12 protein-coding genes are annotated in these 13,319 nt (G+C 39.4%); 2 read left to right on the plus strand and 10 right to left on the minus strand.

Going from position 1 to position 13,319, the window contains the following annotated elements:
• Positions 1-13: 13 nt before the first annotated feature.
• The 5 genes from MKY71_RS13845 to MKY71_RS13865 all read right to left on the minus strand — a co-directional run bounded on the left by MKY71_RS13845 (position 14) and on the right by MKY71_RS13865 (position 6,463).
• The gene (locus MKY71_RS13845; RefSeq protein WP_340732973.1) at positions 14-892 is read right to left on the minus strand and encodes a 5'-3' exonuclease; all 879 of its coding nucleotides are present in this window, start codon (positions 890-892) and stop codon (positions 14-16) included.
• A 68-nt stretch (positions 893-960) separates the two neighbouring features.
• Positions 961-2,445 carry a histidine ammonia-lyase gene (gene hutH, locus MKY71_RS13850; protein ID WP_340732975.1) on the minus strand — a complete coding sequence of 495 codons (1,485 nt, stop codon included), beginning with the start codon at positions 2,443-2,445 and terminating at the stop codon, positions 961-963.
• Between the two features lie 249 nt (positions 2,446-2,694).
• Positions 2,695-4,692, minus strand: a complete 1,998-nt coding sequence (locus MKY71_RS13855) for an ABC1 kinase family protein (protein WP_340732977.1) — start codon at positions 4,690-4,692, stop codon at positions 2,695-2,697.
• A gap of 13 nt (positions 4,693-4,705) precedes the next feature.
• Positions 4,706-5,143 carry an SACOL1771 family peroxiredoxin gene (locus tag MKY71_RS13860; RefSeq protein ID WP_339195601.1) on the minus strand — a complete coding sequence of 146 codons (438 nt, stop codon included), beginning with the start codon at positions 5,141-5,143 and terminating at the stop codon, positions 4,706-4,708.
• A gap of 105 nt (positions 5,144-5,248) precedes the next feature.
• Positions 5,249-6,463: a carboxylate--amine ligase gene (locus tag MKY71_RS13865; RefSeq protein WP_340732979.1), complete on the minus strand. Its 1,215-nt coding sequence runs from the start codon at positions 6,461-6,463 to the stop codon at positions 5,249-5,251.
• Between the two features lie 176 nt (positions 6,464-6,639).
• On the opposite strand from MKY71_RS13865, the gene MKY71_RS13870 reads away from it, so the two are divergent.
• The gene (locus MKY71_RS13870) at positions 6,640-7,566 is read left to right on the plus strand and encodes a DUF4003 family protein (protein ID WP_340732981.1); all 927 of its coding nucleotides are present in this window, start codon (positions 6,640-6,642) and stop codon (positions 7,564-7,566) included.
• A gap of 50 nt (positions 7,567-7,616) precedes the next feature.
• Here the strand turns inward: MKY71_RS13870 and sstT are convergent, their stop codons facing one another.
• The gene (gene sstT / locus MKY71_RS13875; RefSeq protein WP_340732984.1) at positions 7,617-8,828 is read right to left on the minus strand and encodes a serine/threonine transporter SstT; all 1,212 of its coding nucleotides are present in this window, start codon (positions 8,826-8,828) and stop codon (positions 7,617-7,619) included.
• 197 nt (positions 8,829-9,025) lie between these two features.
• Positions 9,026-9,964 carry a bile acid:sodium symporter family protein gene (locus MKY71_RS13880; protein WP_340732985.1) on the minus strand — a complete coding sequence of 313 codons (939 nt, stop codon included), beginning with the start codon at positions 9,962-9,964 and terminating at the stop codon, positions 9,026-9,028.
• Positions 9,965-10,102: 138 nt separating this feature from the next.
• Here MKY71_RS13880 and MKY71_RS13885 point away from each other — a divergent pair, with 138 nt between their 5' ends.
• Positions 10,103-10,303 (plus strand): hypothetical protein, encoded by a 201-nt coding sequence (locus MKY71_RS13885; RefSeq protein ID WP_340732986.1) that lies wholly within the window; start codon positions 10,103-10,105, stop codon positions 10,301-10,303.
• Positions 10,304-10,337: 34 nt separating this feature from the next.
• Here the strand turns inward: MKY71_RS13885 and MKY71_RS13890 are convergent, their stop codons facing one another.
• The 3 genes from MKY71_RS13890 to MKY71_RS13900 all read right to left on the minus strand — a co-directional run bounded on the left by MKY71_RS13890 (position 10,338) and on the right by MKY71_RS13900 (position 13,076).
• Entirely contained in the window at positions 10,338-10,496 is a 159-nt protein-coding gene (locus tag MKY71_RS13890; protein ID WP_339172928.1) for a hypothetical protein, read from the minus strand.
• A gap of 128 nt (positions 10,497-10,624) precedes the next feature.
• The gene (locus tag MKY71_RS13895) at positions 10,625-11,692 is read right to left on the minus strand and encodes a hemolysin family protein (RefSeq protein WP_340732988.1); all 1,068 of its coding nucleotides are present in this window, start codon (positions 11,690-11,692) and stop codon (positions 10,625-10,627) included.
• A gap of 55 nt (positions 11,693-11,747) precedes the next feature.
• A complete protein-coding gene (locus MKY71_RS13900; protein WP_340732990.1) occupies positions 11,748-13,076 on the minus strand; it encodes a hemolysin family protein in 1,329 nt (442 codons plus the stop codon).
• Between the last annotated feature and the right edge of the window lie 243 nt (positions 13,077-13,319).

Raw genomic sequence — 13,319 nt, forward strand, 5'->3', positions numbered from 1 at the left:
AGCCTCTTTACATTTATTTATAAATAGAACGTGCATGCTTCGCAATAAGTCGATAGCCATGCTGTTCAATATGATTAAACAGCTCTGGTGCATATGGAGATAAAGCTAATTGATCCAGCTCTACGTCAATCGGTACATCACAATGGATTGTAGCCAATTGATGCGATAAACGTAACATTGCTTCGTTCTCACTGATTTTAATACGTTGACCCGGTTTTAATGTTGGCAAGGCTTCTAATACGCCATCAATAGAACCATGGTTTTGAATAAGCTGTAACGCTGTTTTCGGTCCAATCCCCTTTACACCCGGGTAACCGTCACTCGAGTCCCCCATAAACGCTTTAACTTCCGCGAATTGTTTTGGCGCAATGCCATATTCCTCTACAAATCGGTTTTCTGTATACACATCATATTCTGTATAGCCTTTTTTCGTTAAGGCAATTGTTGTTGAAGGGTTTAGTAATTGCAGTAAATCTTTATCTCCGCTAATTACAGTAATTTGTGCTTCGTCTTTCCACTTTTCGACCATTGAGCCGATTAAGTCATCCGCTTCTAGACCTTGTGTACCAAAATTCTGCCATCCGATCATTTCCGATACTCTTTTCGCCATATCAAATTGCGGCAGCATCTCTTCAGGTGGTGCAGGTCGATTTGCTTTATAGCCATCATACAGGTCATTACGGAATGTCACTGCGCCCATATCCCAGCATACCGCTAAATGTGTCGGCTGCATCAGATTTTGTGCTGTCAATACATGACGGGCAAAGCCTTGAACACCATTTGATGGTGTCCCGTCATCTAAACGTATAAATTGATTCATTGCAGCTGACGCAAAAAATGAACGAAATAATAGCGCCATACCATCAACTATTAATAAATGTGGTTTTGTCATAATAAATCTCCTCTTTCTACTAAACACTTATTATAACAAAAGCACCGGTAGAATGTAGCTGTCAATACTTACACATTCGGCTTTAAGAATTCGATAATACGATTCACGTCCTTACTGAATATACGATCCTCCGTCATCGCAGGTGCCAAGTTGCGAATGTCTTTCCACTTCTCATAAAGCTTTGGTGACATGTTCTCTACCCCTCTGTACTCGACTGCCTGCGCTGCACAAAATGCCTCAATCGCCAGTACATTTCTTACATTGGCGATAATCATGCGCGCATGTCGAGATCCTGTCGTACCCATCGATACGTGGTCTTCCTGGTTGGCAGAAGACGGAATGGAGTCGACTGAAGCAGGATGTGCCAACGTTTTATTTTCCGAAACTAAACTTGCAGCACTGTACTGCAAAATCATCGCGCCTGATTCAAGTCCTGGATTCGCACTTAAAAATGCAGGTAGTCCCTCATTTAACTGCGGGTTTACTAAGCGTTCAATCCGTCGTTCCGATACATTGGCCAACTCCGCCATCCCGATTTTCAGAAAGTCCATCGCAAACGCAATCGGCTGTCCATGGAAGTTTCCACCTGAAATGACTAAACCGCCGTCATCAAAAATGAGCGGATTATCAGTTGCTGCATTCATTTCGATTTCGAGCTTTTCTTTGACGTAATTCAATACTTGCCAGCTTGCCCCGTGGATTTGCGGGATGCAGCGTAGGGAATACGGATCCTGCACACGTTTTTCCCCTTGATGTGTTATGAGCTTGCTGTCTTCTAACCAGTCACGCATACGTTCTGCAACACCCATTTGTTCTTGCATGCCGCGCGCTTCATGAACAGCTGGATGGAAGGCATCGATAATCCCGTACAAACTTTCCATTGTCATCGAGGCAATCCACTCACTCGCATAAGCCAGCTTCTCGGCTTCCAAATAATTGACTACGCCTTGAGCAGTCATTGCCTGGGTTCCATTGATCAATGCAAGACCTTCTTTTGCCTGCAGTTCGATTTTCGGCAGTCCCTGCTGTTCAAATATTTCATGTGACGAATGTTTACTGCCCTTTACAAATACTTCCCCTTCCCCGATCACTGCTAATACTAAATGAGAAAGTGGCGCTAAATCTCCGGACGCTCCAAGTGAACCTTGCTGTGGAATTACTGGGATGACGTCTTCATTTATCATCCATAACAGCCGTTCCAGCACTTCCAGGCGAATACCCGATAAACCTTTTAACAATGCATTTAACCTAAGCACCATCATCGCTTTTGCAACATGTTCGGAAAAAGGCTCCCCAAAACCGCATGCATGGGAACGAATTAAATTCACTTGCAGTTTGCTTACTTCATGCTCTGCAATTTTCACATCGCTGAACTTGCCGAATCCCGTATTAATCCCGTATACGGTTTTATCCTGCTGAACAATCCTTTCCACCGCGTCACGGCTTTTAATAACACGTACTTTTGCTTCTTCCGCTATCTCAATTTTTTCCCCTTTATATAAAATATTCCCTAATTGTTCAATCGATAAATTTTGTCCGTTTAACTGAATCATTTACCGCACCCCTTTTAACTATTCTTATCTCTCAAATTTATTATTGTTTAAATAGCAGTTAATTGCCACTACTATTTCACCTTTAAAACAATATTCAAGTTTAAAATCCTTATTTTATAGGCTTTATACGTTTTATTTCTAAAAAGTTGTTCGCCTGCTAATACACTGACCTTCTAATGATTTAGTATTTTATTATAGTAAAGTGCTAAAGCATAAAACTAAAAAAGTAGAGATCCTGTAATAGGACCTCTACTTTGTACGCTTCATATCTCGGATTGCTTGAATCGATAACCGCACGAGCAAAATCGCACATAAAAACAAACCTAAATAAGCTGCCGTATTTAAATAAATTGCATACGCATTATGAATAAATTGTGAGATTGCTAGTAAAGCTACCGATATGATTCCAAATGTAATCCCGACCATCAGCAACACAAACCGTGAAAACAGCTGTGTGACAAACATGGAATTCGCTTTATCAGAAAAAATATCGTGATGAAAAATGATTTTCCCGCTCTCCACTTTTCTGAATACCTGATCGAGGCGACGCGGGATTTTCCGTAGATTTGGCAACATCAGTGCCAGTTCTTCTTCGATTAAATCTTTCGTCTCACCCGGATGTTTGAACGGTTTCAAGAAACTTGATTTCAAATAATCATTAGAGAAGTCTTTTACCTCACTGAAAATCCTGAACCCCGGGCAAATAATAGACAATGTACCGTCCAATGTTACAATGGCACGTAATGCCACATTGACCGATGGATAGAAATGGAGTCCAAATTCACGCACAACAGAGAAAATGGAGTACATTAGCTCATCAGTAGGGATCGTCGACACATAATTGATTTTCAGCAGAATCTGGCTAATCGCCTGTTCCATTTCGTGGCGATTGATGTGCTCGGCATTTTCTACAAGCTGGGCAATTCCGTCAACAACAAGCGCTGCATCATTTTGATGGATTCCGACAAGGAAGTACTTCAACCCTTCCTGCTGCAACTCAGCCAAACGCCCGACTGCCCCATAATCGAGAATCGCGACACGTCCGGTTGCTTCCTCAATATAAATATTCCCCGGATGCGGATCCGCATGGAAAATTCCAGAAACTAGCGTTTGCTCCAAAAACGAATACAATAATGTTTTTGCAAACTGATGGCGGTCAATGCCCAGCTCTGTAAATAGTTCATTTGCTATTGTTACGGACTGCCCTTTTATATATTCCATTACGACCACATTGGATGTACTGCATTCCCTGTATACTTTCGGCACTTTCACATCAATACTGCCACGCTCTACAATTTTGGCAACCTGCTCCATATTGCGTGCTTCGATATTAAAATCAATTTCTTCCCTCAACGCCATGCTGAAGCCTTTTGCCAAATCGTAAAATCCTAGGTTTTCAGCCCACTGTGATTTGCTCGTAATCCACCTGGCAAACTCCATTAAAATTGATAGATCATCCTGCATGATATTTTTCACGTCAGGTCGTAAAAACTTCACAACGACAGGTTCGTCGGTTTCCTTTAAAACCGCTTTATGTACTTGACCAATTGAAGCGGAAGCTAACGGTGTTTTACTAATATAGGAAAAGATTTGATTCGTACCCGCATTATAGTTTTCGGCAATGATTTGATCAACTTGCTGTTCGGAAAGGGGTTTTACATGTTGCTGAAGCTTTTCAAGTTCATCAATAAATATTGGAGACAAGAGTTCTTTACGTGTTGACAGGACTTGTCCAAATTTAATGAATACCCCGCCGCACTGCTCAAGCGTATCCCGTAAAGCTATGGCCAGTTCCCGTTCATCTTCGCGGGCACGGGCATATTTCATCGTTCGTGTGACACCGTTCGTTACAGCAATCCCCACGACTTCACGTAATCGTTTTTGACGCTTCCAATACGTAATGAATGTTTTAAAATAGGAGCGTCTGCCCACAGGAGTACCATTCTCATTCAGTTCGATCGAATCAAACAGCTCGAAAAACAGATAAAGCAGCATTGAAATGAGAAGCATACTACCGAGCCAAATGATTGTTGTAATGTTGACGACATTTGAAACAATTCCCTGGTCATAATAGTCCGACCCGCGCAAATATGTATACCAAAAAACAAAGGTCGTTAAGGAAACACTAATGAGCACGGATAATATTCTTTTCATCAAACTTATTTGTGAGCCGATTAAACGGCCGCTAATAAAGAATATAAGTGCGGATGCAATGAGCAGTTGAATTATAGCTGAGAGAAAATCCATTCAAATCGCTCCTTTAGATCAAAGTTAAATGTGTATGCACTTCTACATTCCCTTTTAGCGCTTTACTAATCATACAAGTTTCTTCTGCCTTATATGCATAGCGCTCCGCTATTCGACGAGCACGTTCATCGTCTTTGTTCTTCAGGTCAATATCGACATAATGATGGATCGCTTTGTATGTAAAAACACCATTTGTCACATCTACAAGCCCTTCTGACTTCAGATCAAGCTTTGCTTCAATTTGGCTGCGCTCAAGCATTGCTGCCAATGTAATTAAATAGCATGTTGCTGCGGCACCAAGCAGCATTTCATCCGGATTTGTGCCAATACCAGGACCATCCATTTCAGGTGGAATCGAAATTTGCGTCTGCAATCGTTCAGTTTTCAAGTCCCCAACCGCATTTCTTCCCCCCGGCCAGTCAATTGTTAATGTAAAAGTATGTATCGCCATAAATATCACTCTTTTCAATTTTCTTTAACTATAACATTTTGCTATGAAATTTTCAGATAATGAAAACAGCCGGTTAACAGAAAGTTTCTGTTAACCGGCTGATACTTACCAAACGTTTTGTTTATATTTTTTATAGTAATTGACCTGTCGGATAAACATGTAGATTTTGCGTTTCAAATGCTTGTCCTGTTTGTAGAACAACGGATTTACAAGTTTCTTTTCCTTGATCAGACGTCGAATATCCTTTTTCACCGATTCATCGTAAACGAATTTCTTCAATACAATTTTCGGAACGACTGAAAACAGGACATCTCCTTTTAAATAGGAGCAAGGTTTCGGAATATCGTAAATCAGATCTTCCACAAAGTTGCGCGCCAAATTATGACCCATCGCATTAATATAATAACTTGAACGGCCTTGACGAATATTTACTTCGAACACTTTAAATTTCCCGTCACGCTCATCGTATTTCAAATCAAAGTTACCGTAGCCTCGATAGCCGACCGCTTCCAAAAAGCCCCGCAGTTTCGTCATCACTTCTTCGTTGTAGCGCGTTATAAGCGCTGTATAATTGCCGATCGCCGTTTTCGTATGTTCCTGAAGGACAACTTGTGCAAACGATACAAGCTGAGTTTCCCCTTTTGCATTCACATAGACAACCGAATCCCACATTGCTGTATCATCACCGGGAATATAATCCTGAATAATAAGCTCTTCCTTGTAGCCGCTATTTTTAATCATATCGATTACTTTCTGAACTTCTTCTTTGCTTTCCACTTTGAAAACTTTTGCCTGGCCTTCAAATGGATGACGGCTGTATTCAATCCCGTTACTCGGTTTAATAATAACCGGATACATCATCTCTGTTTCAAATGAGCCATCTGTTTTGCAATCATAAAATACAGTCGTTGGAATATCGATGCCGTACTGTTCACAAAGCTTATAGAAATTCGATTTAATCTGTAAGTCATTCATTAGATTCTCATCGATATAGTTGAACACGAAATAATCTCTTAAGATCGCACGGTTTTCAATAATTAAACGGACATATAAATCGTTTGTGCCGATTAAAATTAGCTTTTCCGCTTCTTTTTCATATTTCTTCGCAACGCTAATTAATATTTTGGCAAACTGATCCGGTTCACCTAGTTTTTTGTCATATTCAATCGCTCGTGGAATATTACTTAAGTTCGTAAAAGGCAAAACACCTTTTCCTACTAGAATCGGACGGATTTTATATTCTTCATGGAAAGAAATCGCCATGTTATAAGCATTAATATCAGTACCGACAATAATCGGTAAAAATGGTTGTCGAGTCATTCCTATACTACCTCTCAATCTGTTCAACGGTCTTCTTATTTGATTTATCACTTATTTATCATACAATACTCTATCGATTTATGCTGTATTTTGTAAACGGTTTTTATTATTTCCCGAACATTTTAATGAAACTTCTCCTCGTTTAAAACGTACGTATTAAGTAAGAGGTGATCGGGATGAATGCTCAATTACAATTATTCTTTACAAACATTGATAAAATCGTTTTATATTTTGGGGCAGATGCAAAATATTTTTATATTGATCTTGCCTTAAAGCTGACAGTCCGCAATATCGTATTCAACTATGAAGATTATGAAAAGGCCCGTCAGCAAATCAAAACCAATACAAAATGGTATAACTTCGCACGGGTTAATACTGAAATCATCAATACATACTTTGTCCATTATGCAAAGGAACCTGAAAAAATCGGGGAAGCTTTAAATCTCCACAAATCTCTTTCAAAGCAGTTTACCCGCCATGATGACAGCTATATTGCGGCTGCCTATTTAAAATCAGAAGAACATATCGAGCGAATCGATCAGTTAATTAAAGAGTTAATGACCAAACAGAGCGTAAAATATGCGCCATTAAAACTTTCCACTAGTGCGATGCTTGCCGGACGAACGGAAGATACAAAAGTATTGGCAAATAGTGTGGAACAGTATTATCAGGCACTTGTGTCAATCGGTTATGAACGAACAAAGGATACGACAAATACAGCGGTCATTTTAACAATCGGTACAGGGGATTTTCATCAAGAAACCTTTGCCCGGTTAAAAGAACTGACAACTTATATCAAAAAGACCGAAAAAAAACTGAAACCGCACCATTACAATACAATCGCCCTGCTTTCACTCGCCAAGTTTGAAGTCCACCAGTTCCCGGCACTCCATGATATGCACGAAGAAATTTGCCGCTTTTTAAAGTTAGATCGCAGACAATTTAATTCGCTGCTTGTAGCCACTCAAATTTACACATCGACTGAAGCAATCGGTGATTTACCCTCATATGATGTAGATTTCTCCACGATTATTTTCTCTGCTGCTGAGCATTCAATTACAGGAAGTTATAATAATGATATTTCTGCCGGCAGTGCTGATTAAATAACAAAAAACTGTGCTGAACGAATCGATTCCGTTCAGCACAGTTTTTTTTAGTTTTGTTTACGTTCTTTCGCATATTCAGCTGCTGCTGTAAATACGATATCTGTCGAAGAATTCAATGCTGTTTCACAAGAATCCTGAATGACACCGATGATGAAACCAATCGCCACGACTTGCATCGCTATATCGTCTGAAATCCCGAATAAGCTACACGCTAAAGGAATCAGTAACAGCGAACCGCCTGCAACCCCAGATGCACCAGCAGCTGATACCGCAGCCATTACCATTAAGATGACCGCAGTGAGGAAATCAACTTCGATTCCTAATGTATGAGCAGTCGCCATTGTCAGCACGGAAATTGTAATCGCTGCCCCACCCATATTGATTGTTGCACCAAGAGGTATCGATACAGCATATGTATCTTTGTCCAATTTCAGCTTTTCCGCCAATGCCATATTGACCGGAATATTGGCTGCTGAACTACGTGTGAAAAAGGCTGTAATTCCACTCTCTTTAATAGATGTGAAAATTAACGGATACGGATTTCTTCTTGCTACCGCATATACAATGAGCGGATTCACGACGAGTGCCACGAAGAACATTGTTCCTACTAAAATCAGAATTAGACGGGCATATTCCCCTAATGCTGAAAGACCTGTTGTCGAAATCGCTTCAAATACTATTCCTAAAATACCGAATGGCGCTAAGTTTATAATCCATTGCACAACTTTTGTTATCGCATCCGAAAAATTCGAAATCACACCTTTTGTTGAATCATTCGCTGCTTTTAAAGCAATCCCTAAAACAACTGCCCACGCTAAAATGCCTAGATAATTTGCGTTCATAATAGCACTTACCGGATTTGTTACGATATTGTATAGTAGTGTTTCAAACACTTCAAGAATTCCGCTAGGCGGTGTCACATCTTGCGCTTCTGTTTTTAAAGTTAATACTGTCGGGAAAATATAACTTGCAACAACTGCCACAAATCCTGCTGCTAATGTCGCAACCCCGTATAAAGCAAGAATCATTTTCATATTTGTTGCTTTGCCGCCAGCATGTGAAGCAATTGCGTTAATAACAAGCACAAATACTAAAACAGGTGCAACAGCTTTTAAAGCTGAAACGAATAGAGTCCCTAGAATGGTAATGCCACTAACAGTATCAGGGATTGTCAGTGCTAAAATAACACCAATGATTATACCAATGATAATACGGTTTACTAAGTTAATGCTGTTCCATTTTCCGAACAATCTTTTCATAATTTCCCCCGCTATTCTAAGTTGTTACATTGCTTCTGGATGTTTGAGGCGAGTAAGTGAATAGATCATTTTTCTCCTGCTGAAGCTCCATTTCATATAACACTTCTATATTTAATAATTTACTATAAAATAATCATACATTGTGCGACTAAATAACACAACTGTATTTTTCCACGGTACATTTTTACTATACCTCTTTATTCCACTTCCGGATTTTTTCGGATTACTTTATAAAATATCGAAGCTAAAACTTGCTGGAATAGCATCCCGAAAACGACCGGCATTGCTACTTTCGATGGGAAATAGGTAGTTGCAATGACGACCCCTACCGCAATATTCCGCATTCCCCCATTAAAGACAAATGTCGCCTGAACGTCCTCTGATTTCCAGAACAGACGGCCTAGTAAAAGAGAAAATACATACCCTGAAACTGCCAGTAACAGAACAACTGCAATCACTTTCGCAAGCTCCAAATCTATTGTCTTTACATAGGGGGCAATCGCACTACTATTAATCATAATAATTGCGAACAAACAGATTTTCGAAATTAAAGACATTGGTTTCCCATAGTGTTCGAACAGCTTTCCTTTTGTCCATTCATTAACGAGGATGCCCAATATGGAAGGTAAAACAATCATCCATATAAGATCAAAAATAAGCTCTGGCGTATTTAATGTAATAGATTCCCCGACAACTAAATGCAAAATTAACGGCATAAGAAACGGAGCAAGCAATGTATCGATCAATATAATGGCAAGTGATAAAGGTAGATTTCCTTTACTGATTGTCACCCAAATGACGCTCGTAACCCCTGTTGGCACGGCAACGGAAATGAGAAAACCGATCGTCAAGAGACGGTCATCGAATATAATCTCCGCCAAAAAGAACGCCCATAAAGGCATGAGAATATGCAGAAAAGCGATCATAAATAAAATTGTTTTCGGGTATTGTTTAAACACTTTAATATCGCGAAATTTCAGATTCAAACTGCTGATGAAAGTCATGACTGCAAATAATAACGGGACGAGAAAAAGAAAATGCGTCCCGATTTTTTCGAGCAGAACACCGATCACTAAGCTGAGCGGTGTTAATACCGGCATCCATCTTTGAATAAATTGATTGAGCGATTGAACCATGTATTGCGCCTCTTTTCTTGAATTAGTATTCCTTCCCGCATTGTATCATAAGCGGAATGAATTCTATGGAACCATTTAAATAGATAAGTCCGCTAACAATATGGTATTTTTATGATACGTATTTAAGGAGGTTTTACCGTGTCTTTATCTAAAAAGGGCTATGTTGTATTATTTATCGGGCTAGTTTTATTAATCAGTTCCATCTTTTTCACAACCAATTGGAGCATCACAGCTTGGCTAGTATTATTTATCTTTAGTCTTCTATTCTGTACAGTCGGAATCATTATGTTAATAGTACATTTAGTGAAACAAATAAAATTGGATAAGCAGAACAAGTAAAAAAATGAGCAACCCTATTCTTGGTTGCTCATTTTTATTTCTCTTCCTTTACGGAAAGGATGTTAACAGCTTCTTCGTATTGAATGCGTACGGTTTTTCTGGCGCGTACTGAAGATCTTGCTTTGACTTGAACTTGCTTTTTTTCGCCATTATGCTCAATTTCCACTAAAAAACATTTTGCTCCACATTGCATTTTCTTCAGCTCCTTATTCCACAATTATATCGACATTTGAATTAATAATCTATTTACTCAACTTTCTTTATGAAGTGCAAAAAAGGCCGCAAATAATGGATTAGGTGACCATCATTTACGACCTTTTATTATGTTGAGGGAACGATCATTTCCCCACCATCTTCATCTTCAATTTCTCCCACAATTTCGGACAGGATATCTTCCATCGTCACAAGTCCGATTGTTTTCCCTTTTTCATCTGTTACAATCGCCATATGGTTGCGCGATTGCTGCATTTTCAAAAATACATCTTTAATCGCTACCGTTTCTTTATAGCGAGGAATCTCACGAATATACGTAGTGATTGAATTCGTACGTCCTGCAGCAATATCTGTCAGCATTTCCTTAGTGTTAACGAAACCGATGAAGGCTGCTGTATTTTTAGTACGATCAATAACCGGGTAGCGTGTAAATTCATACTCGTCGATTACCTCGAGAATTTGCTGTAATGTATAGTTTTTTTCAATTGTAATCATTTCACGGCGGGGAATCATTACTTCCCGTAACATTCGTGTATCAAAAGCGAAAATATTTTCTAAATAGGCAAGCTCCGTCCGGTTGATCTCTCCGCCTTCATAACTTTGTGTCACAATCAGTCTAAGTTCTTCTTCCGAGTAAACTGTATCGTGCCCAGCCGGTTTGACACCGAAGATTTTCAGCAGTCCGCGAGCCGAACCATTTAATACTGAGATAATCGGCCCTGTAACTTTCCCGAACCAATACAGTGGCGGTGCCAAAATTAAAGTCATTTTTTCAGCATATTGGATGGCCAATGTCTTTGGCATCAGCTCGCCAAGTACTACGTGTAAAAAAGTAACAACCGATAACGCGATCACATAGGAAAGGGCTGTTGCAACCGCTGCCGGAATGCTGAAATAGTCAAAAACAGGCTCAAGCATTTTCTCTACGGTCGGTTCACCGAGTGCACCAAGAATTAATGCAGTAATCGTAATCCCCAGCTGACAGGCCGATAAATAATAATCCAGATCCTGTGTTACCTTTTTTGCTGTGACGGCTTTTTTATTGCCCTCTGCGATAAGCTGGTCGATTCGTGACATACGCACTTTTAAGATCGAGAATTCAGCCCCAACGAAAAAGGCTGTCAACAAAATAAATACCGCGACTAAAATTAAATTTATAATTATAATACTGTCCAATTAATTCCCCCGAAATATGAGGGATTCACCTCCAAGACATATAAGTATCGATTATTTACTGCTGAAGTTTATATTGTCTTAATACAACTTCTTTAATTTGATAATTGTCCATATCTGAAATGACCCAAGTATGGTCGTCGAATTTTATTTCATCACCGATTTGAAGTTCTTCACCGTTTTTGATGGAATCGATATTCGTATGCTGAATCCAGCCGCCAATTGTATCAATCTCTTCACTGTCCTCAAACTCAAATCCGAAACGATCCTCCAGTTCATCGAGCAGTACACGGCCGTTAATCGTATATTCGTTTTCTCCTGACTTGCGGATATCATCTACTTCATCCTCGTCAAATTCATCCCTAATCTCACCAACAAGCTCTTCCAAAACATCTTCCATCGTTAATACACCGGCTGTCCCGCCATATTCATCAATAATAACCGTCATATGCGCTTTTGCCTTCTGCATTTTTAATAGGGCGTCCTGGATACTTGTCACACCTAAAACAAATGGCACTTTCGTTAAAAACTGTTCAAGCTGTACCGGGCGATTTGAAACGATATGGCTTAGCAGCTTATTCGCATTGATGACGCCAATAATACGGTCTTTATCATTATTTTCAACGATCGGATAACGTGTATAGTTATGTTCGTCTAAGATTTGGATAATCTCTTCGGCACTCATATCTTTGTCGATTGTCACTAAGTCTGTTCGCGGCACCATAATGTCTTTTGCAACACGTTCATCAAAAGCAAATACATTTTCTAAATATTTCAGTTCCTGTTGGTCGATTTGTCCGCCTTGGAAACTTTGTGCCATAATGATTTTCAGTTCTTCTTCCGAATAGGCCTGCTCTTCACTTGCTGATTTCACACCGATTGCTCGTAACAATATACGAGAAGTTCCATTCAACGCCTGGATAAACGGATACATTACTTTACCGAACCAATAAAGCGGTCCTGCAAGCATTAATGTTACTTTCTCGGAAAACTGGATCGCTAACGTTTTTGGGGCCATTTCACCAATTACTACGTGCAAATAACTTACAATGGCAAGTGCAATGACATAAGAAGCAGCCGAAGCCACAACATCCGAAACATTTAACCAGTCGAATACTGGATACATCAGCTCTTTTACATACGGCTTTGTAAACGCACCCAAACCGATTGCTGTGATTGTTATTCCGAGCTGACAGGCAGATAAATAATAATCAAGATCCCCTGCTACTTTTTTTGCAATGACTGCTTTTTTATTGCCTTCTAAAATCAATTGATCAATACGGGATTTACGGATTTTTACAACAGCAAATTCTGCTGCTACGAAAAATCCGGTTAAACCTAAAAAGATAATTAATAAAATGATGTTTAATATGGTGTTTACGTCCAATTATTTCCCTCAGCGCGAGGGATTCACCTCCAAAATAATGTAGTAATAATTTGGTCTTTCTCTTATGTACCCGACTATTCTATTGAACATGCAAACAATAATGGTAAGGTTACTAATTTCATTAACAGAATCGCAGCCCAAAACCATCACGTTATAGTTTAAGAAAATTATATAGTTTTTATTTTCAAATCACAATTAATTGTGCCCAAAATATATAAAATTACAAAAAAAAGCTTTCAACTT

Source organism: Solibacillus sp. FSL W7-1324 (assembly GCF_038008025.1).
In the GTDB taxonomy this organism is placed as follows: domain Bacteria; phylum Bacillota; class Bacilli; order Bacillales_A; family Planococcaceae; genus Solibacillus.

Bases quoted from the DNA above. Each gene is read 5' to 3' on its own strand.
- MKY71_RS13860 (WP_339195601.1), bottom strand. From the start codon at position 5,143: ATGGCGATACATACTTTTACATTAACAATTGACTGGCCGGGGGGAAGA.
- MKY71_RS13880 (WP_340732985.1), bottom strand. From the start codon at position 9,964: ATGGTTCAATCGCTCAATCAATTTATTCAAAGATGGATGCCGGTATTA.
- sstT (WP_340732984.1), bottom strand. From the start codon at position 8,828: ATGAAAAGATTGTTCGGAAAATGGAACAGCATTAACTTAGTAAACCGT.
- MKY71_RS13890 (WP_339172928.1), bottom strand. From the start codon at position 10,496: ATGCAATGTGGAGCAAAATGTTTTTTAGTGGAAATTGAGCATAATGGC.
- MKY71_RS13855 (WP_340732977.1), bottom strand. From the start codon at position 4,692: ATGGATTTTCTCTCAGCTATAATTCAACTGCTCATTGCATCCGCACTT.
- MKY71_RS13845 (WP_340732973.1), bottom strand. From the start codon at position 892: ATGACAAAACCACATTTATTAATAGTTGATGGTATGGCGCTATTATTT.
- MKY71_RS13865 (WP_340732979.1), bottom strand. From the start codon at position 6,463: ATGACTCGACAACCATTTTTACCGATTATTGTCGGTACTGATATTAAT.
- hutH (WP_340732975.1), bottom strand. From the start codon at position 2,445: ATGATTCAGTTAAACGGACAAAATTTATCGATTGAACAATTAGGGAAT.
- MKY71_RS13870 (WP_340732981.1), top strand. From the start codon at position 6,640: ATGAATGCTCAATTACAATTATTCTTTACAAACATTGATAAAATCGTT.